The sequence below is a fragment of the Klebsiella sp. PCX genome, from assembly GCF_021869705.1.
GTDB lineage: Bacteria > Pseudomonadota > Gammaproteobacteria > Enterobacterales > Enterobacteriaceae > Klebsiella > Klebsiella quasipneumoniae.
The window spans coordinates 1,609,326-1,628,475 of the sequence record NZ_CP091527.1 but is presented as its reverse complement, the minus strand read 5'-3'; the positions used below and the strand labels follow the sequence as shown (position 1 = coordinate 1,628,475).

Here is a 19,150-nt window from a genome sequence, read left to right as displayed (position 1 = left end):
TGTCAACAAAAGCGCGACTAAATGTTATTTATTTGTGACTAGGGACCGTCCCGGAACAGCGTTCATTGCGTAAAGAAGGTAAGTTTTTCAGCCCGCATCTTCCCGTTTCGTTCAAGTTAGTATAAAACAGCAGGTTTTAAAGGACTTATACCCTGGCGTCTCAGCCGGGGTATTTCACTACGCTTAATTTTGCCCGGAGCAACATGAACACATATTCCGTTTCCCGTCTGGCGCTGGCGCTGGCCTTCGGCGTGACGCTGTCCGCCTGTAGCTCGACGCCTGCCGATCAACAGCCCTCAACGCAGACTGCACCGGGCACCACCGCGCGTCCCATTCTGAACGCCGATGAAGCGAAAAACTTTACCCCGGCGGCCTATTTCCAGTCGCTGAACCCCAATGCCGCGGCCTGGACGCCGTCCGCCATCAGCCTGCCGGCGCAACCTGACTTTATCGTCGGCCCGGCGGGAACCCAGGGCGTGACCCATACCACCGTCCAGGCAGCGGTGGATGCGGCAATTGCCCGCCACTCTAACCGTCGCCTGTTTATCGCCATCATGCCGGGCGAATACCCGGGCACCGTCTACGTTCCGGCGGCGCCGGGCGCCCTGACTCTGTATGGTACCGGCGATAAACCGATTGACGTAAAAATCAGCGAAGCCATTGATTCTGAAATGGATCGCAATACCTGGCGTCGTCTGGTCAACCCGGGTGGCAAATACATGCCGGGCAAACCGGCGTGGTATATGTTCGACAGCTGCCAGAGCAAATCCACTGCCACCGTCGGCGTGATGTGCTCCGCGGTCTTCTGGTCGCAGAATAATGGCCTGCAGCTGCAGAACCTGACCATCGCCAACAACCTTGGCGACAGCGTCGATGCCGGTACCCACCAGGCCGTTGCCCTGCGCAGCGATGGCGACCAGGTGCAGATCGATAAGGTGAACATTCTTGGCCGCCAGAACACCTTCTTCGTGACCAACAGCGGCGTGCAGAACCGTCTGCAGGACAACCGTCAGACTCGCACCCTGGTAACCAACAGCTATATTGAAGGCGACGTGGATATCGTTTCTGGCCGTGGCGCCGTGGTGTTTGATAACACCGACTTCCGCGTGGTGAACTCCCGTACTCAGAAAGAAGCCTATGTCTTCGCGCCGGCCACCCTGAAGAGCGTGACCTACGGCTTCCTGGCGACTAACAGCCGCTTCACCGCCTCCGGGGATAACGTCGCGCAGCTCGGCCGCGCGCTGGATGTTGACGGTAACAGCAACGGTCAGGTCGTGATCCGCGACAGCGCCATCAACGAAGGCTTTAATATCGCCCAGCCGTGGGCGGCAGCGGTAGGCTCCGGCCGTCCGTTCAGCGGCAACACCGGCAGCGCGGATGACAAAGGCAATCTGCAGCGCAACCTCAACGACAACAGCTTCAACCGCATGTGGGAATATAACAACCGCGGCGTGGGAAGCAGCGTGGTCGCCGAGCCGAAACAGTAAAGCGCAACAAGCGTGAAGCATAATAAAAGAGGGGGCGATGCCCCCTCTTTCCTTTTTCGTTCAGCGCTTCACGCCGTCAGGCGGTTCGCCATTTGCGGGTCAGCGGTTTTTCCAGCTCCACGATCAGGAACATGGCGAAGCCGATGATAAAGGTGATCACCCAGTAGCGGAACGGCAGCCCGGTGGTGCCAAACAGCATCTGCATAAACGGCGCATAGATAATCAGCAGCTGCAGCACCAGCAGCACGCCGCTGACGATCCAGATCCCCTTGTTAGCCAGCAGACCTTTGGTTAACGAGAAACCATCCGACACGCGGCAGTTCAGCATATAGAACCACTGGGCGGTGACCAGGGTCTGCAACAGCACGGTACGGATAAACTCCGGCGAATAGCCGCGCGGCTGCAGCCAGGCTTCGAGAATAAAGGCGCTGACCGCAATCATCGACCCCACAAACGCCACGCGCCAGATGGCAAACCCGTCCATGACGTGAATTTTCGGGTCGCGCGGCGGCCGCCGCATAATATTTTTCTCACCGGCTTCAAACGCCAGACCAAACGACAGCGTGGCGGAGGTGGCCATGTTCATCCACAGGATCAGCACCGGCGTCAGCGGCAGCACGTTGCCTGCCAGCAGCGCGATCACGATCAGTAAACCCTGCGCAAGGTTGGTCGGCATGACAAAAAGAATGGTTTTCTTGAGATTGTCATACACCCGGCGCCCCTCGCGGACCGCGCTGGCGATGGTGGCGAAGTTGTCGTCGGTCAACACCATATCGGCGGCTTCCTTGGTGACTTCGGTTCCCTTGATCCCCATCGCCACGCCGACGTCAGCCTGCTTCAGCGCCGGGGCATCGTTCACCCCGTCTCCGGTCATGCCGACAATCTCTTTCTTGCTCTGCAGAGCCTGCACCAGACGGAACTTATCTTCCGGGCTGGTGCGGGCGAAGATATCGAACTGCTGCGCGGCGACGCTCAGCTGCGCGTCGTCCATCACCTCCAGCTCGCGCCCGGTGATGGCGTTACCCGCATTGCCAATCCCCAACATTTTGCCGATGCTCATCGCCGTTTGCGGATGGTCGCCGGTGATCATCTTCACGCGAATCCCGGCCTGCAGGCAGTCGGCAATCGCCGTGATCGCTTCCGGACGTGGCGGATCCATCATCCCGGCAACCCCTAATAAAATGACCCCCTGCTGCAGATCCTGATGGGTCAGCTCGGTCTGGCCTGCGGCAGCCGGCTTCCAGGCCGCGGCCACCATGCGCAGCCCCTCCCGGGCGTACTCTTCAATTTTGCTTTCCCAGTACGGGAGATCCAGCGGCTGCAGTCCGTTGTCGCTCTGCTGATACTGGCACAGGCGGAACAGAACGTCAGGCGCGCCGGTGACCAGCACCACCTCCTCTTCGCCCAGCCGGTAAAGCGTCGACATGTATTTATATTGCGAATCAAAAGGAATTTTACTACGCAGCTCGCTGGGCTGCGGCGGCAGGGTTATCTTCGCCGCCAGCACCTTCAATGCCCCCTCGGTGGGGCCGCCGGTAATTTTCCACAGCCCGCCTTCCTCTTTGATAAGCTGGCTGTCGTTACACAGATCGATGGTGCGCAGATAGCGCTCAAGAAGCGATCCTGGCGCCACGGCGATCGGCGTCGGGTCGTCGATGGCATGGATTTTACCGACCGGCTCATAGCTGTCCCCTTCCACCCGATAGACGCTGTCCGCGGTGATCACCGCCTTCACCGTCATTTCGTTCATGGTCAGGGTCCCGGTTTTATCCGAGCAGATAACGGTCATCGCACCGAGGGTTTCCACCGTCGGCAGCTTGCGGATAATCGCTTTCTGACGGGCCATCGCCTGCACGCCAAGCGACAGAATAATGGAGATAATCGCCGGCAACCCTTCCGGGACCGACGCCACCGCGAGGCTAATTAACGACAGCATCAGTTCGGAGACCGGCATATCGCGGAACAGCAGGCTAAAGACGAACAGCGCCGCCATCATCACCAGAATGAGGATAAAAATGGCTTTGCCCAGCTTATCCATCTGCACCAGCAGCGGGGTGCGATGTTTCTCAATGCCCGCCATCATCTGGTTGATGTGGCCCAGCTCGGTATCGCCGCCGGTGGCCACCACGATCCCTTTCCCCGCCCCTGAGCTGACGGTGGTCCCGGAAAACACCAGGTTGCTGCGATCGCCGAGCGGCAAATCACCGCTTAGCGGCTCGGTGGTTTTTTCCACCACCGTCGACTCGCCGGTGAGGATCGCCTCTTCCACCCGCAGGTTGTGCGCCTCAATCACCCGTAAATCGGCGGGGATTCGGTCGCCGGCGCGGATCACCACGATATCGCCGGGTACCAGCGAGGTGGTGGGGATGGTTTCATGGTTGCCCTGGCGGATCACCACCGCCTCGCTGGAGAGCATATTACGGATACTCTGCAGCGATTTTTCCGCATTACTCTCCTGAATGAAGCCGATCAGCGCATTGACCACCGCCACCGCGAGGATCACTGACATGTCGATCCAGTGGCCCATTACCGCCTTGAGCAGCGCCGCCGCCAGCAGGACGTAGATCAGCACATCGTTAAAATGCACAATAAAACGCAGCCAGGCGGGTTTACCCGGCTTCTGCGGCAGGGCGTTTTCGCCATACTGCTGCAGGCGCGTGGCCGCCTCTGTTCCGCTAATCCCGTCCGGCGAACTCTGCACGCTGGCGAGCGTCTCCTCGACGGAGCGCTGATAGTAGGGCGCCCCCGGTTTATCTGTATTCATACTCTCTCCCTCGATTTATGAAGCGGAAGTCAGGACGACATCCCGCCGTCATCAGCGCACAACGAAAACCGGTACATGGGCATAGCGCACGATATTGGCCGCTTCCGAGCCCAGCAGGTGAGTCTGGATCCCCGGATTGCGTGAACCGACAATCACTACGTCCGCTTTTAGCTCATCGGCCAGGGCGATCACTTGATCGCGAACATTGCCACTGCGCACATAAAGATGGCTGGCGTCTTCCGCCAGGCCATTTTTTTTGACCAGCTCGGTCAGTTTTTCCTTAGAGGTAGTAATCAAATGGTCTTCCATCTTTCGGGCATCAGAGATAAATCCACGCGTTAACACCGGAGAGAATGCCGGAATGACATGGACAAGATGAATTTGCCCGGCAGAATGTTGGGCAAGGAATTTTGCATGAGAAAGCGCTTTGTCGGCCAGGCCTGCATCAAAAACGTCAACGGGAACAACGATATTTTTATACATGAGATAATCCTTTTATTACCAATACAATGCGTAGTGATGAATAACCCCATACTTGGGGAGGAACGAAATCTCAACAACAGAAGCGGCGAGCGGAATAGATGTTATTAAACGTAGCACAGGAAAATTAACATTAGAAAATGACGGATTAATAGACTGAAAAATATTATAAAAAGCTCTTATCACCTGCGAATCTCCTGCCCTTTCCCCAACGATGCCGCCAACGCTCGGGGTATTCACTTTTTTAACACTTCACCTTTTCTCCGACTATGCTGATTACAAGCAGGAGTGCCGCTCCGAATGTCCAGTGGTCACAGCGAGGGCCGAATTAAATGACATTCGCGGTTCGGGTGGGTGTTAAGGGAGAAAATCATGTTTGGTTATAGCCTGTTACGTCTGGGATTCTTTGTCGCGCTGGCCATTGTCGCCTGCACGCTGGTGGGACTATTCACCTATCTGGTTGTCGCCGCCCTCGCCGAATAAGCGTGCGCCGCGTAATAAAAATGTAAAATAAATCCTGAATCTGAGGGGAATACTGTGAACCGTTATTTTTCTCTCATCCCGGTTGTTATTTTATTGGCAACCGCTTGCGATCAGAAATCGCCATCCGTCGAGTCCGCCCCGCGCATGGTCAAGGTGGCGCAGGTGACCGCCGTGGGCAATACCCAGCAGCGAACGTTTCCGGCACGTATCGAGTCTGGCGACTCCACCGAGCTGTCGTTTAAGCGGGGGGGCCAGGTGGAATCGCTGGATATTCGCCAGGGGGCGACCATCGCCCAGGGACAAACGCTGGCGCGCCTGAATGCCCGCGAGGCCCAACAGCGGGTCAATGAGCGACAAACGGCGGCCACCCTCGCCCAGCGTCAGTTCGACCGCTTCCAGACCCTGGCGGGACGTCAGGCCATCTCCCAGGCGGAAATGGACGTGCAGCGCGCCAATCGCGATGCCGCCAACGCGGCCTTAAAAATCGCCCGTGAAGAGCTGGCGCAAATGAGCCTCACCGCGCCCTTCGGCGGGATTGCCGCCGGCGTGCATATCCGCAACCATCAGGTGGTCGCCGCCGGCCAGCCGGTGATCACCCTGACACGGACCGACCTGCTGGATGTAGTCTTCAGCATTCCCGAAAATCTGTTCACCTCCCTGGATATCCGTAATACCGCCTACCGTCCCGTCGTCAGGATCAATACCCTGCCGGGCCGCGAATTTACGGCGGAATACAAAGAGCATACCGGCAGCAGCGATAACAGCACCCTCACCTGGCAGATCATTTTAACCATGCCGCGGCCGGATGATTTTCCCACCGTCGGCGGGGTTAGCGGCACCGTGACGGTCAACCTTGGCAATTTACCGGCCAGCGCCGGAAAGGAAACCCTCGTGGTGCCAGTGGAGGCGGTGTTTAACCCGGATAACCGGCCGAAGAATGAACCCATCGTCTGGGTGGTGAAAGGCGACAATGCGCATCGGTTTCTTGAAGAGCGCAAAGTCACCGTCGGCGAGGTGACCGCGCAGGGAGTGACTATCACCGACGGTCTCCACGCGGGTGAGCAGGTGGTCGCGGCGGGCGTGAGCGAGCTGCATGCCGGGCAGCCGGTGCGGATCTGGACGCGTGAACGAGGATTATAAATGGACATTTCCCGTCAGTTTATTAATAACCCGACCCGCGTCTGGTTAGCCATTCTGCTGCTGGGGGTGGGGGGTCTGTTCGCCCTGCTCAATATCGGCCGTCTGGAAGATCCTGCCTTCACCATTAAAACGGCGGTGATCGTCACCCACTACCCTGGCGCGTCCGCTCAGCAGGTGGAGGAGGAGGTGACCCTGCCGCTGGAAAATGCGATTCAGCAGCTTCCCTCACTGGATAACGTCAGCTCCATCTCCTCAAATGGCTTATCGCAAATTACGGTGAATATCGCTTCGCAGTACCATTCCAGCGAGCTGCCGCAAATCTGGGATGAGCTACGTCGCCGCGTCGGTGACGCCAGCCGACTTTTCCCGCCTGGCGTCGTGACCCCCTTCGTCAATGACGACTTTGGCGATGTGTTTGGCTTTTTCTTCGCCATCTCGGGCGACAGTTTTACCAACCCCGAACTGGTGCGCTATGCCGAACAGCTGCGTCGGGAGCTGGTGCTGGTTCCTGGGGTCGGTAAAGTCGCTATCGGCGGCGTCATTCCGCAACAGATCAATGTTGATATCTCGCTGGCGAAGATGGCGGCGCGCGGGATCACGCTCAACCAGCTCGCCGCTATCCTGACCCGGCTCAACGTGGTGTCCAGCGCCGGAGAGATCCGCGTTGGCAGCGAATCGATCCGCCTTCACCCCACCGGAGAGTTTCAGAGCATCGATGAGCTGGGGGATCTGCTGGTCAGCCCTCACGGCGCCAGCGCCACCACCCGACTGCGGGATATTGCCACACTGTCGCGCGGGCTGACCGACTCGCCGTCCAGTATCTATCATGCCAACGGCCGCCAGGCGGTGACCATGGGGGTCTCTTTTATTCCTGGCGTCAACGTCATTGACGTCGGGCACGCCCTTGAAGCCCGCCTCCAGCAGATGGCCGCCGACAAACCGGCGGGGATCGACATCGCCATTTTTTACGATCAAGCGGCAGAGGTCGCCCACTCGGTCAATGGCTTTATTACCAACTTCCTGATGGCCCTGGCGATCGTGGTCGGTGTGCTGCTGGTGTTCATGGGGGTGCGCAGCGGGATCATTATCGCCCTGTCGCTGGCGCTCAACGTTCTCGGCACCCTGCTTATCATGTATATCTGGGGGATAGAGTTACAGCGGATCTCCCTCGGGGCGCTGATCATCGCCCTGAGTATGCTGGTGGACAATGCCATCGTCATTGTCGAAGGGGTGCTGATCGCCCGCCAGCAAGGTTCGCCGCTGCTGGGCGCCATTAACTATGTGATCCGCCGCTCCGCCCTGCCGCTGCTCGGCGCCACGATCATCGCCATCCTCGCCTTCGCGCCGATTGGCCTCTCGCAGGACTCCACCGGGGAGTATTGCAAATCCCTGTTCCAGGTGCTGCTGATCTCGCTGATGCTAAGCTGGTTCTCCGCCCTGACCATCACGCCGGTACTCATTAAGTGGTGGTTGTTTAAGCACGCCCCGTCGGCCGCCGCGTCGGCGGAAAAAGCCGATCCATACCGCGGCCGCTTTTATCGCGGCTATCAGCAGACGCTGCGAATACTGCTGCAGCAAAAGACCGTGACCCTGGTGCTGATGGGCGCCCTGCTGGCCGCGGCTATCTGGGGCTTCACCTTCGTTCGGCAGAATTTCTTTCCGTCATCGAATACGCCCATTTTCTTTGTCGACCTGTGGCTCCCCTACGGTACCGATATTAACGCCACCGAGCAGATGACCCGCGATATTGAGCGGTCGATCGCCGGCCAGCCGGGGGTAGTCACCACCGTCGCCACCATTGGCCAGGGCAGTATGCGTTTTATTCTTACCTACAGCGGCCAGCGGCAGTACAGCAACTACGCGCAAATTATGGTGCGGATGGACGACCAGCGCGGCATCGCCCCCGTCACCCGCCACGTGGAAGCCTGGATCGCCAGAAACTACCCGCAGGTGAACGCCAGCACTAAACGCATTATGTTCGGCCCCTCCGGGGATAGCGCAATTGAGGTGCGCATTAAGGGCCCTGACCCGGATACGCTGCGCGCGCTGGCCAGTCAGGTGAGCGATATTCTCGCCGAAGATCCGGCCACCGACAGCGTGCGTAACGACTGGCAGAACCGCAGCAAGGTGATCCGCCCACAGTACTCCCCGGCGCTGGGGCGCGAGCTGGGGGTGGATAAACAGGACATTGATCATGCGCTGGAGATGAATTTCTCCGGCAGTCGCGCCGGGTTATATCGCGAGGGCGCCGATCTGCTGCCGGTGATCGTCCGGCCGCCGGCAACGGAGCGACAGGATGCCAACCACCTGAATAACGTGCTGGTCTGGAGCCAGAGCCGCCAGCAGTATATCCCGTTGAGTAACGTCATCCATGGCTTCTCACTGGAGTGGGAAGATCCATTGATTCTCCGCCGGGATCGCACCCGGGTGCTGACGGTCCAGACCGACCCCAGTCCGCAAAGCGGCCAAACCTCGGGTGATATTCTCGCCCGGGTGAAACCACGCATTGACGCATTGACGCTGCCGCATGGCTACCGTATCGAATGGGGCGGCGATGCGGAGAATTCCAGTGAGGCGCAGCAAGGGCTGTTCACGACCCTACCGCTTGGCTATCTGGTGATGTTTATCATTACGGTGCTGATGTTCAGTTCGCTAAAAAACGCCGTCGCCATCTGGCTGACCGTGCCGCTGGCGCTGATCGGCGTCACGCCCGGCTTTTTGCTGACCGGCATTCCCTTCGGCTTTATGGCCTTAATCGGCCTTCTCAGCCTCAGCGGCATGCTGATCCGCAACGGCATTGTGCTGGTGGAAGAGATAGAGCAACAAAAACAAGAGAAAGATCAACGACAAGCGATCATTGATGCGGCAACATCCCGTCTGCGGCCAATCCTGCTGACCGCCTTCACCACCGTGCTTGGCCTTGCCCCGCTGCTGCGCGATGTTTTTTTCCAGAGTATGGCGGTGGTGATTATGTTCGGTCTGGCCTTCGCCACCGTGCTGACGCTGCTGGTTCTGCCGGTGATTTACGCCTGCTTTCACCATAAGGATATGACGCCTCAACGATGAACAGTACCGGTCTGAGCATTATTAAGACACTCGGCTGTATGACAGCGGTGACTTTTTTCACCATCTATAACACCTGGGATCGCTTTGATTATGACTATCACTGGATCCTCGGGCTGCTGACCTTCGTCTCGACCATCGCCACGCCGCTGTTTTTTGTGGTAGCCGGCTATCTTGACGCGCAGACGCGTCACGACGCCAACTGGCAAATTGGCAAAATTAAAAGCGTGGTGATCGTCTTTCTGTTTTGGATGACGGTCTATTATGTCTGGGAGCCTTATCAGCGCGGCTACCTGATCCAGCCCTGGTTTATTTTCGCCCTGATCGTCATCTATACCTTCCATCCCCTGATTGCCTGGCTCAGTCAGCGGCGCGGCCTGTTTTTCACCGTGGTCCTGACGCTGCTGTGCTGCTCTTATGGTTACGACCTGCTCTCAGTGCTCTATCCGGAAAGACATCTTTTCAGCCTGGCGCCGCAGTATCGTCTGTGGACATGGCTACTTTTTTATTTAACCGGGCAGTTGTTTAACGATCCGCGAGTCACGGAGTGGATACGCGACCCGCGGGTCATTAAAGGGTCGATTATCGCTCTGCCCTTTGTCTATTTATTTACCTGGTTTTATGAGCGCCACTTTTTCTTCGCGCTGTTTAAAGCCGATCGCAATGCGTTCATTCTCACGGGGTCGCAGATTTATATTCTGATCGTCCTGCTGGTGATCGCCGCTAACGCCGTGCAGTTTAAAAAGAACCGCGAACTGAAGGAGGCGGTGCTGGCGACGGTTAGCAAAGCGATGACCGGGGTCTATATTCTGCACTACTCCGTTTTTCACCTGCTGGTGATGCTGATCCCTATACACTCGTTAGCCACCAAGCTGGGAGTGATTGCGCTAACGTTTGTCCTGTCGGTGCTTATTTCCCTTGCCGCGCTCTCCAGTACGCTGCTCAAGAAGGTGATAACCCTGTAACCGACAACGCGGCGATTTAGCGGAAGCTCCACTGAATGCTGATCACAAACACGCTGGGAATAATGATGCCACTCTCAAGAGCGAAATAGTCGGTAAAGTTGTACTGGATGGCATGGTAAATATAAGGTGAAAAGCCGATCCCGGTGGCATCCTTAAAATCTTTATAGGAGCCATGATCGCCGCAATGCTCGAAGGCGTCGAAGAAGAATTCGCCGGTATAGCCGTAAACGCCTTTGAAGGTCCATCCGCTGCCGTTGTGGTACCAGTCTCTTCTCACGCCCAGCGCCAGGCAGCGATCGTCGAAGCTATTATTCATAGTGCCAATCAGCAGACTGTATTTCGAGTCTTCTGAGAATTTACGTTCCACTGAGAAAAAGTGGTTTTCGAAATTTTCAGTATATTGTCCATGGTTATTGGTCAGATGGTAAACATAGGAACCGGTATTCATTGAATAGAGGTTAATCTCTTTCGCCTGCGCGAGAGTCGCTAACCCGGCCAGGAGCATCACGGTTCTACCGCGCATTTTCCCTCCTCAGTCTTCAAGGCCTGTCCATGGACAGATAGCTTCTGCCATATTTATCCGTCGGGACAAGGGGAAAAGCCCGACAGGGAAATGGGGGAAAGATAACGATGCCGAACCGCCACATCGTTATTAAAAAGCGTAGCACACCCCTTATCCGCCAACAAACTGAGCAAACCGACAACGAAATGACCGATGTGTTACCCTTTACCTAATTGTGCAAAAAAAAGACAAAACCTCACCTGCTTTTCGTTATGATCAGCGTCCGACGCGGAAGAAAGCCACCTGTCGACGACAGAGTTGCTGTGTACCCCTTCCTGCGTCGGCGCTATTTCATCCAGCACGCCGGTCAAAACATCACCTTCTCATTATCGTCAGCCTCTTCCCGCCAGTTTTACAAAGGTATCTTGCACAAACCGGATTTTATGTACAAGTAATGCAAACAACAAAATTCTTTAAAATCAATCAATTAATACAAAATACAAAAATAAGTCGTTCCGTTGTACATATAGCCCTGAAAAAAGTTGTACATAGCAGAATCACCGTCTATAGTTTTGGAGTGTTAACTGCTTGTTGCGCAACGAAGCGGGGATGTTTAACGGTGGCGCGGCAAGTCAGGCGGTGGTTCCTGGTTTTGCATTTCCTGTTCGTGACTTAGCGCGTACCAATGGTACGTAGCGACTTTTATTGTCAGTTTGCGTTATACGTGGGAGAGTTCGAGCTATGCATATTAAAAATACCATTCCAGCAGAGTTTGTCTTCAATTCGGCCCTGATGAAGAATATTGAAAATACGCTCATTAAGCAGCACAGAACGATAAATAATGAGCGGATGATTACGGAAATCCAGCATCGCCTGCAAACGGAAAGTAATGAAATACTTTCCGACCTCTATTTGCAGGCGCTGGATATGCTGTCCAGCAAACCTCATCATTAATTAACCCCGCGGAGCTGGCAGCAGGCTCAACCCTGCGGTGCCGGCACGCCTGGGTCTCTATCGGCTAACTGAGGCAAATAAAATGTCACACCATAATACCTGCTATCGTACTGAATATTACGATCTGTGGTTTGATAATCGTTTTCTTCTCTACGGGATGTCGCTGATCCTGAATAGTCTGCCGGCATCTTACTTTCGCAAAAAACATGTTTTCTTTACCAGCGACAATTATTTCGCGGTACTGCAGCACAACTATAATCGTCGGGATACGTTATTTATTCTGTTAACCGAAGGCAACGATCTTAATTTTCTGAGTGAACTGCCTATGCTGCGCTTACCGGCCAATTCAACGCCGGAAGAGTTAAAGATATTTCTGCACCAGCCCACCCGCTACTATAAAACCCACCCGGCGCCGGGCGCCTCGGTGCAGTTTACCGAGCGGGAAAAGAAAGTTATTCAACTTATCAGCAATGGCGAAGCGGTCGCCAGCATTGGCCGGTCGCTGAATCTGCATATTAAAACTATTTATCAGATCCGGCTGAATCTGATTAAAAAGCTCGGCTGTAGCGGTAGAACCGATTTTTTTAATATCAGCCGCAGCGAAACCTTTAAATCCTGGAGCCAGATCCACCTGTAACCCGGCGCGTTAGCCCCGGTCTGCTTTGCGGATCGGGGCGATTAATTATTACCGTGAAAATGGATGCTGAAGCCCTGCTCTTGCCAGTGGCTGAGCAGCTCTTCCTGCAGAGGGGTGGCAGCGCGTCCGGTCCAGACGAAGATGTGCTGCCCGGGAAACAGCTCGGGCCGCGGCGACTCCAGCGGTTCGGCGAGGACGTTGACGTGCCAGCCACGCTGGGAAAGACGCCATGCCTCCAGCCACAGACGGGTCCTGTCCTCATTGCTCCAGCCCACCAGCAGCGTCTCCCTGCCGTTCTTCTTACGCGCTTCGGCAAGAAACAGCGCCACGCAGTCAATCAACAGACCATCCAGCATACTGCTAATCACCAGCGAGGTATTCTGATCGAGCTTCAGACGCTGACGTACCGGCACTAACAGGCTGTCGATGAGCGTGTCGACGGGGTGTTGATGGCTTAGTGCCAGTAATTTGGCACGGATTCTGGCAGGCTGCATATAACGCAGAATGGACATCATCTCTTCCTGAAGATGCGCGGATTCGTCGCGCGCCGCCGGCAGGTTATCCTCCAGCAGCGCTTTAACTTTCCCTACTGATACACCGCGCTCTATCCAGCGCTTGATCTCTTCAATGCGCAGAATATCTTCTTCATCAAATTGTCGATGCCCACCTTCGCTACGCTGCGGTTTCAGTAGACCGTAACGACGCTGCCAGGCGCGCAGTGTGACCGGATTGATTCCGCAACGTTCGGCTACCTCACCGATACTGTAAAACGCCATAGCAGCCTCACATCAATCTGATACTTTAATACCTAAACTAACGAATTCAGGCATCCTGTACAACTCTATTTTCTTGTACAGATAAAGATATCAGGTTGTGGCTCACAGCGCTTGGGAAAAAGATGAAAAAATAATTAGCTGATTTCGAGATGGATCATTTTTTCTCTGGCCAGGCGACGGCAGGCAAGCCTCCCAGACGCGCGCTGGCGAACAAATTCCCCTGAAACTGCGAAATACCGGCTGATTCCAGCCACATCCACTCTTCAGCGCGCTCAACGCCGACGGCTGAGACCGCAATCTCCAGTGAAAAACAGCATTTGATAATCGCCTGTACAATCGACTGGCGCGGCCCATCCTGGTGGATATTGCGGATCAGCTCATGGTCGATTTTAATTCTGTCGGGCTGGTATTGCGCCAGCAGTGACAGCCCGGCAAACCCGGCGCCGAAGTGGTCGATGGCGAGATTGATGCCCGCCCCCTTTAGCTTTCGCACCGCATCGGTAAAATCATCCATCCGCGAAATCACTTCCCGCTCGGTAAACTCGACAATAATCTGCTCAGGAATAAGATCATTCCGCTGAATTTGATCGAGCAGGAAACCCACCGCGTTCGGCGCTTTAACCAGCGTCATCGGTAGTAAATTAATACTTAACGCCTTATTGCGTAAGCCTAATTTCCCCGCCAGCGACAGCGCCACCCGTTTACTGTGCAGATCGGCGAGATAAATGTCGTCCCCGGAAAGCCCGGCAAAATAGGCGCCAGGCGACTGGCCGTCCGGTGCGCGTAACAGCGCTTCCCACGAAATAATTTCGCAGGCGAAAGGGTCGACGATCGGCTGGAAGGCAAAGGACCAGCTTTCCTTATTATCAATTATCGGGGTATCAGGATAGAAAGTATTCTGATCGGGGATGAATACCCAGCTGTCAGCGGAAGGAATCTCAAAATAGTTCGCTTTTTCCGTTGATTCGACGAAGGTACGGAAAAATTGCAGTGCCCGGTCGTCATAGGTGAGCTGATATTTTGAGGTCCCGCGGTCCATCACCGTCTGCAGCACTTCCTCGCGATCATGTTCGCGTAAATCAAACAGTTCCATGCCGACATTACCGAAACGGCGGGACGGCGCATAGTCGCACAGAAGCTCCACCAGGTTATAGTGGCGGGGATCGCGGCAAATATGCTGATAAATATCCCGAACCTTTTCTTCAGGCCCCTCAATGAGTTGAAAAAAATGCGTCCCGTTAAAAAGTAAAATACCGGTGACATCCGCCTGCCCATTTCTCTCGTTTGCCCTGGCAACCATGGCCTCGATCGATTTGAATGAGACATTGTCGCAAATATGGCTGCGATAAATGATGGTGGTTAGCATAGTGATTCCAGATGGGAGGGATAAGCATTCACAGTAGCAGTTATCAGGCTAATCGTCTTGTAAAACTAGGTTTTGTCTTAACAAAAAAGATACACTAAAAATCCATGTTTTGTGCAAGGCTTTTGCATTTTTCTTTTCTTGTACAACATGCAACGCTAACCCCTACCTTTACAAACCAGAATCTCGCCAAACACAAAAAAATTAACTTAATATAAATCAGAATCTTAACATTTTTTGAATCATTTCTGTGCAACTTTGTGTGTACAGGTTAATAATTATTGTATAAGTTTAATGACAGTTAACAGATGAATGAAATGAAAGGAGCACATATGCAGCAGAATGGTTACATTCCAGATACAGCGAACGCAATTGCCCAGTATTTCAACAAAGCATCGTTACCTTCCCAGCAGGAAACGCTGGGTCAGATTGTGATGGATATTCTCAACGAAGGGCGTCATCTCAACCGCAAAGCGCTGTGCACCAAACTGTTGAGCCGCCTCGACCGCGCCCGTGCCCCAGAGGAAGAGAGTCACTATCAGACCTTAATTGGTCTGCTGTTTGCCGGTCAGGAATAACGTCATCGATCGTCGCCTGTTGCGCCGCAGTAGCAGATGAGGGGCGATCGCATCCACAAACCTGCTGCTGACCTGAATGCCCGTTCGCAGGTTCAGGGAGAGAGTGGCATGCAGAGAGACGGTTATGAATAGCAGTGAAACTGAGGAAATCACCGATGAGATCATCGGCGAGGCGGTGCTCGCGCTTCTGAAAACGAATCGCCCGATTACCACCCCGACCCTGCTGGTTCGACTTCGGTTGATGCAGGCGACAGAGTCAGACCGACAGCGAAGAAAGGTCATCGCTGCTGTGATCGAAGAAATTTGCACGAAGCTTGCCCGTCAGCGCAAGCAAGCGCCTTTGCAGGTAAAGAAAATCAATGGCCGTTGGGAAACCCGAGGTTCGCCGACACAAAGCGCCATGGCGCTGGAAGGTAAAAAGATCCACTGAGTCTCCCAACCATGGTGAATAACACAGAGTGAGAATGTGATGAGACAGACTATGCATCAGCAACCCGATATTTACGCAGGACTGCAGGACACCGCGCTCTCCGACTATTTCCGTAACGCCGGTGATAAGCTGGTTGATGAGTCCGCCGTGATGTCGCTGGCCATCAACAGTATTCTCCAGTCCGAGGGTCACCTGAACAATAAGGCCATTATTTTATGGTTGATTCAGGCGCTGGAAAGCACCGATGACGTGGTGACCGCAGACGTGATCCGTAAAACGCTGGAGATTGTCGTCGGCTACACCATGGACGATATCTAAAGCCATCACGCTTCAGGTCTACCAGGGCAACACCTTCCCTACAGAGCCTGTCCGCTCTGATCAAAAAAACCTCGCTCACGCGAGGTTTTTTCTTTTACCGCCTGACGGATCAGTGAGCGTTGACCACCACCCACATCGGTCCCTGCCCGACCGCATAGCGGCCTTTCTCCTGCAGCAGCCCCTGCTCGCCGGTAATTTCGTACACCGCGATATGGTGCGACTTCTGCCCGGCGGCAATCAGATACTTACCGCTGTGATCGAGATTAAAGCCGCGCGGCTGGGTCTCGGTCGGCTGATAGCCTTCCACCGCCAGCACGCTACCATCTTCCGACACGCTGAACACCGTGATGATGCTGGCGGTACGATCGCAGGCGTACAAATGACGCCCGTCCGGAGTGATATGAATATCCGCCGCCCAGCGCACGCCGGTGAAATCAGGCGGCATCATATCCAGAGTTTGTACACATTCGATGTTGCCATTCGGGTCTTTCAGCTCCCAAACGTCAATTGAGCTGTTCAGCTCATTGACGCAGTAACCATACTGCTGATTCGGATGGAACACCATGTGGCGCGGACCCGCCCCCTCGACGGTGGTGACTTCCGCTGGCTCCTGGGCGGAGAGGAAACCATCTTCGCTGAGGGTAAACAGGCAGATGCGATCCTGCTTCAGCGCCGGCACCCACAGGGTACGGTTGTCAGGGGAGATATTGGCCGAGTGGCAGCCTTCCAGCCCTTCCACCACGGTGATAGTTTCACCCGGCAGGCCATCCTGCAGCGGGGTCACGCTGACGCAGCCCTGATTGTAGGAGGCGCTGAAGACAAAGCGGCCATGATGATCGGTAGAAATGTGGGTCGGGCTGCCCGGCAGCGCCGCTTCCCCCGCAAAGGTCAACGCCCCGTTATCCGGCGTGATGCGATAAGCTAACACGCGAAACTCCGGACGAACGCCAACGTACAGATACTCCTTATTGGGACTGACCACCATCGGCTGGACCTGACCCGGGGCATCAACCACCTGCACCAGCGTCAGTTTGCCGTCCGCTTCAAGACTCCAGACGTGGATTTGTTGGCTTTCCGGGCTGGCGGTATAAACGGTTTGTTTCATGACTACTCCTTCCCTCACTGCACGTGGATTTTTCATTTTCAGGATAACAGCACCCTGAAAATTATAAGACATCCGCCCATGATACTCGCATCGCCGACCGAATTACCGACGGACGGCGGCACAAAGGGCATACAGACATTCACGGCAGATGTGGAAAAATTGGTCCTGACGCCACGGCGGTGTACCATCATGGCCAGGTACTTTTCAACATCAACCGGAAATAACACATGACAACACGCGTGATTGCCCTGGATTTAGACGGCACCCTGCTTACCAGCAAAAAAACCATCCTGCCCGCTTCGCTGGAAGCGCTGGCCCGCGCCAGAGAGGCGGGCTACCAGGTGATCGTCGTTACCGGACGTCATCACGTCGCTATTCATCCTTTTTATCAGGCACTGGCCCTCGATACACCTGCAATTTGTTGTAATGGCACTTATTTGTATGATTATCACGCAAAAAAGGTTTTGGCGGCCGATCCTATGTCGGTGGAACACGCGGTAAGCCTCACCGCCATGCTCGCCGAACAGCAGATCCACGGTCTGGCCTATGTGGATGATGCGATGCTTTACGAACAGCCCACCGGGCATGTGATCCGCACCCGCAACTGGGCGCTGGCGCTACCGGAGGATCAGCGCCCGGTCTTCAGCCAGGTCGACTCGCTGGCGCAGGCGGTCCGCGAGGTTAAGGCGGTATGGAAATTCGCCCTCACCGACGATGACATTCCCCGTCTGCAGCGCTTTGCGCAGGAGGTCGGCGAGACGCTGGGCCTGGCGTGCGAATGGTCGTGGCACGACCAGGTGGATATTGCCCGCGCCGGCAACAGCAAAGGCAAACGTCTGGCGCAGTGGGTCGCTGACCAGGGGCTGTCGATGCAGAATGTGGTGGCCTTCGGCGATAACTACAACGATCTGAGTATGCTGGAAGCAGCAGGCACCGGGGTGGCGATGGGCAATGCGGTGGACGAGGTCAAAGCCCGCGCTAACGTGGTCATCGGGGACAATGAGTCCGCCAGCATCGCCGAGTTTATCTACCGTCAGCTGCTGTGATCAGGCGGCGATCGACACGCTTTTGATCTGGGCAAACACCTGCTGGCCTGGCGCTATCGCCAGGTCATCCCGCGCCCACGGGCTGATTCGAGCCCACAGAGGATGGCCGCTCACCCTGAGCTGAACCTCGATCTGTCCGTTGACCTCCAGACACTGAACCACCTCGGCGCGCAAGATGTTGCGGATGCTGGTGGCGGACGGCTGGGCCAGCACCAGCGAAACATCCGACGCCTGAATGCGGATCCGCGCGGTATCACCTGCGGGACGTTCGAGCCGGTTGACCCACAGCATTTGATCCCCCAGCGTCAGCGCGGTCATCGCGTACTGCGGATGCTGCGCGGCGATGGTGGCGCTGAGGATCGTACTCTGCTGTTCCGCCGGCAGCCAGGGGTGCATCACGCTGCTGCTCCAGACCTCCTCCAGCGGACCGAAAGCCTTCACCTTACCGGCCTCCAGCACCAGCACGCGATCGGCCAGATGCTGGATCTCGTCCAGCGAGTGGCTGACGTAAAGCATCGGAATATGGATCTCCTGCGCTAGCCGCTGCAAATAGGGCAACAGTTCGCGTTTGCGCGGAATATCCAGCGAGGCCAGCGGCTCGTCCAGTAGCAGCAGCTCCGGCGCGGTCAGCAAAGCGCGGCCGATGGCTACACGCTGCTTTTCGCCGCCGGATAACCGGCCAGGCAGGCGATCCAGCAAGGGAGCGATCCCCAGCAGCTCCACCAGCTTATCGAACTGGCTGACCATGGATTTCGCCATGCCGTACTGCAGATTGCCGCGCACTTTATAGTGGGGAAACAGGCGCGCATCCTGAAAGACATAGCCGATCCGCCGCTGCTCCGGCGCCAGGCAGATACGCTGCGCGGTGTCGTTCAGCACCCTGCCGTTGAGCACGATCCGCCCCGCCTGCGGCCGGGTCAGGCCGCTGATAGCGTTGATCAACGACGTTTTCCCGGCGCCGGAGACGCCAAAGATGGCGGTGATCCCGCTGCTGGGCAGCGTTTCACGGATCTGCAGACAGTGGCTGCCGAGGGTCTGGGTAAAGTCCAGCTCCAGCAT

General features: G+C 55.7%; 17 protein-coding genes. 10 read left to right on the top strand and 7 right to left on the bottom strand.

Features of this window, described 5'->3' with window-relative positions; translation table 11 throughout:
• Window positions 1–203 precede the first annotated feature (203 nt).
• Complete coding sequence (locus tag GQR96_RS07620) at window positions 204–1,487, top strand: putative acyl-CoA thioester hydrolase (RefSeq protein ID WP_004886081.1); 1,284 nt, start codon at window positions 204–206, stop codon at window positions 1,485–1,487.
• Window positions 1,488–1,563: 76 nt separating this feature from the next.
• On the opposite strand, the gene GQR96_RS07615 is transcribed toward GQR96_RS07620, so the two are convergent.
• Window positions 1,564–4,251 (bottom strand): cation-transporting P-type ATPase, encoded by a 2,688-nt coding sequence (locus GQR96_RS07615; protein ID WP_049116087.1) that lies wholly within the window; start codon window positions 4,249–4,251, stop codon window positions 1,564–1,566.
• Between the two features lie 51 nt (window positions 4,252–4,302).
• Entirely contained in the window at window positions 4,303–4,734 is a 432-nt protein-coding gene (locus tag GQR96_RS07610) for a universal stress protein (RefSeq protein ID WP_065904954.1), read from the bottom strand.
• Between the two features lie 534 nt (window positions 4,735–5,268).
• On the opposite strand from GQR96_RS07610, the gene GQR96_RS07605 reads away from it, so the two are divergent.
• From GQR96_RS07605 to GQR96_RS07595, 3 genes are read left to right on the top strand one after another with little or no spacing between them, the layout of a single operon-like run.
• Window positions 5,269–6,354: an efflux RND transporter periplasmic adaptor subunit gene (locus tag GQR96_RS07605; protein WP_017899624.1), complete on the top strand. Its 1,086-nt coding sequence runs from the start codon at window positions 5,269–5,271 to the stop codon at window positions 6,352–6,354.
• On the top strand, window positions 6,355–9,420 hold the full coding sequence (locus GQR96_RS07600; protein ID WP_004886066.1) for an efflux RND transporter permease subunit: 3,066 nt from the start codon (window positions 6,355–6,357) through the stop codon (window positions 9,418–9,420).
• A 38-nt stretch (window positions 9,421–9,458) separates the two neighbouring features.
• Window positions 9,459–10,382 carry an acyltransferase gene (locus GQR96_RS07595; protein ID WP_074186554.1) on the top strand — a complete coding sequence of 308 codons (924 nt, stop codon included), beginning with the start codon at window positions 9,459–9,461 and terminating at the stop codon, window positions 10,380–10,382.
• Window positions 10,383–10,398: 16 nt separating this feature from the next.
• On the opposite strand, the gene GQR96_RS07590 is transcribed toward GQR96_RS07595, so the two are convergent.
• Window positions 10,399–10,905 carry a hypothetical protein gene (locus GQR96_RS07590; RefSeq protein ID WP_004886059.1) on the bottom strand — a complete coding sequence of 169 codons (507 nt, stop codon included), beginning with the start codon at window positions 10,903–10,905 and terminating at the stop codon, window positions 10,399–10,401.
• A 720-nt stretch (window positions 10,906–11,625) separates the two neighbouring features.
• On the opposite strand from GQR96_RS07590, the gene GQR96_RS07585 reads away from it, so the two are divergent.
• Window positions 11,626–11,838, top strand: coding sequence for a biofilm development regulator YmgB/AriR family protein (locus GQR96_RS07585; protein WP_004886058.1), 213 nt, complete (start codon window positions 11,626–11,628; stop codon window positions 11,836–11,838).
• 82 nt (window positions 11,839–11,920) lie between these two features.
• Window positions 11,921–12,475, top strand: coding sequence for a helix-turn-helix transcriptional regulator (locus GQR96_RS07580; RefSeq protein ID WP_004886057.1), 555 nt, complete (start codon window positions 11,921–11,923; stop codon window positions 12,473–12,475).
• A 41-nt stretch (window positions 12,476–12,516) separates the two neighbouring features.
• Here GQR96_RS07580 and GQR96_RS07575 read toward each other — a convergent pair whose 3' ends face one another.
• Both GQR96_RS07575 and GQR96_RS07570 read right to left on the bottom strand, forming a co-directional pair.
• Window positions 12,517–13,251, bottom strand: coding sequence for a MerR family transcriptional regulator (locus tag GQR96_RS07575; RefSeq protein ID WP_004886056.1), 735 nt, complete (start codon window positions 13,249–13,251; stop codon window positions 12,517–12,519).
• Window positions 13,252–13,405: 154 nt separating this feature from the next.
• Entirely contained in the window at window positions 13,406–14,617 is a 1,212-nt protein-coding gene (locus GQR96_RS07570) for a diguanylate phosphodiesterase (protein ID WP_004886055.1), read from the bottom strand.
• Between the two features lie 329 nt (window positions 14,618–14,946).
• On the opposite strand from GQR96_RS07570, the gene ycgZ reads away from it, so the two are divergent.
• The 3 genes from ycgZ to GQR96_RS07555 all read left to right on the top strand — a co-directional run bounded on the left by ycgZ (window position 14,947) and on the right by GQR96_RS07555 (window position 15,940).
• Window positions 14,947–15,192 carry a regulatory protein YcgZ gene (gene ycgZ / locus GQR96_RS07565; protein WP_004151693.1) on the top strand — a complete coding sequence of 82 codons (246 nt, stop codon included), beginning with the start codon at window positions 14,947–14,949 and terminating at the stop codon, window positions 15,190–15,192.
• 124 nt (window positions 15,193–15,316) lie between these two features.
• Entirely contained in the window at window positions 15,317–15,622 is a 306-nt protein-coding gene (locus tag GQR96_RS07560; protein WP_004886052.1) for a hypothetical protein, read from the top strand.
• 51 nt (window positions 15,623–15,673) lie between these two features.
• Complete coding sequence (locus GQR96_RS07555; RefSeq protein WP_004886050.1) at window positions 15,674–15,940, top strand: biofilm development regulator YmgB/AriR family protein; 267 nt, start codon at window positions 15,674–15,676, stop codon at window positions 15,938–15,940.
• A gap of 109 nt (window positions 15,941–16,049) precedes the next feature.
• On the opposite strand, the gene pgl is transcribed toward GQR96_RS07555, so the two are convergent.
• A complete protein-coding gene (gene pgl, locus GQR96_RS07550; RefSeq protein WP_004886043.1) occupies window positions 16,050–17,045 on the bottom strand; it encodes a 6-phosphogluconolactonase in 996 nt (331 codons plus the stop codon).
• Window positions 17,046–17,272: 227 nt separating this feature from the next.
• On the opposite strand from pgl, the gene GQR96_RS07545 reads away from it, so the two are divergent.
• Entirely contained in the window at window positions 17,273–18,091 is an 819-nt protein-coding gene (locus tag GQR96_RS07545) for a pyridoxal phosphatase (protein ID WP_048323452.1), read from the top strand.
• On the opposite strand, the gene modC is transcribed toward GQR96_RS07545, so the two are convergent.
• Window positions 18,092–19,150, bottom strand: a complete 1,059-nt coding sequence (gene modC, locus GQR96_RS07540) for a molybdenum ABC transporter ATP-binding protein ModC (RefSeq protein ID WP_004886036.1) — start codon at window positions 19,148–19,150, stop codon at window positions 18,092–18,094. It abuts the gene before it with no gap.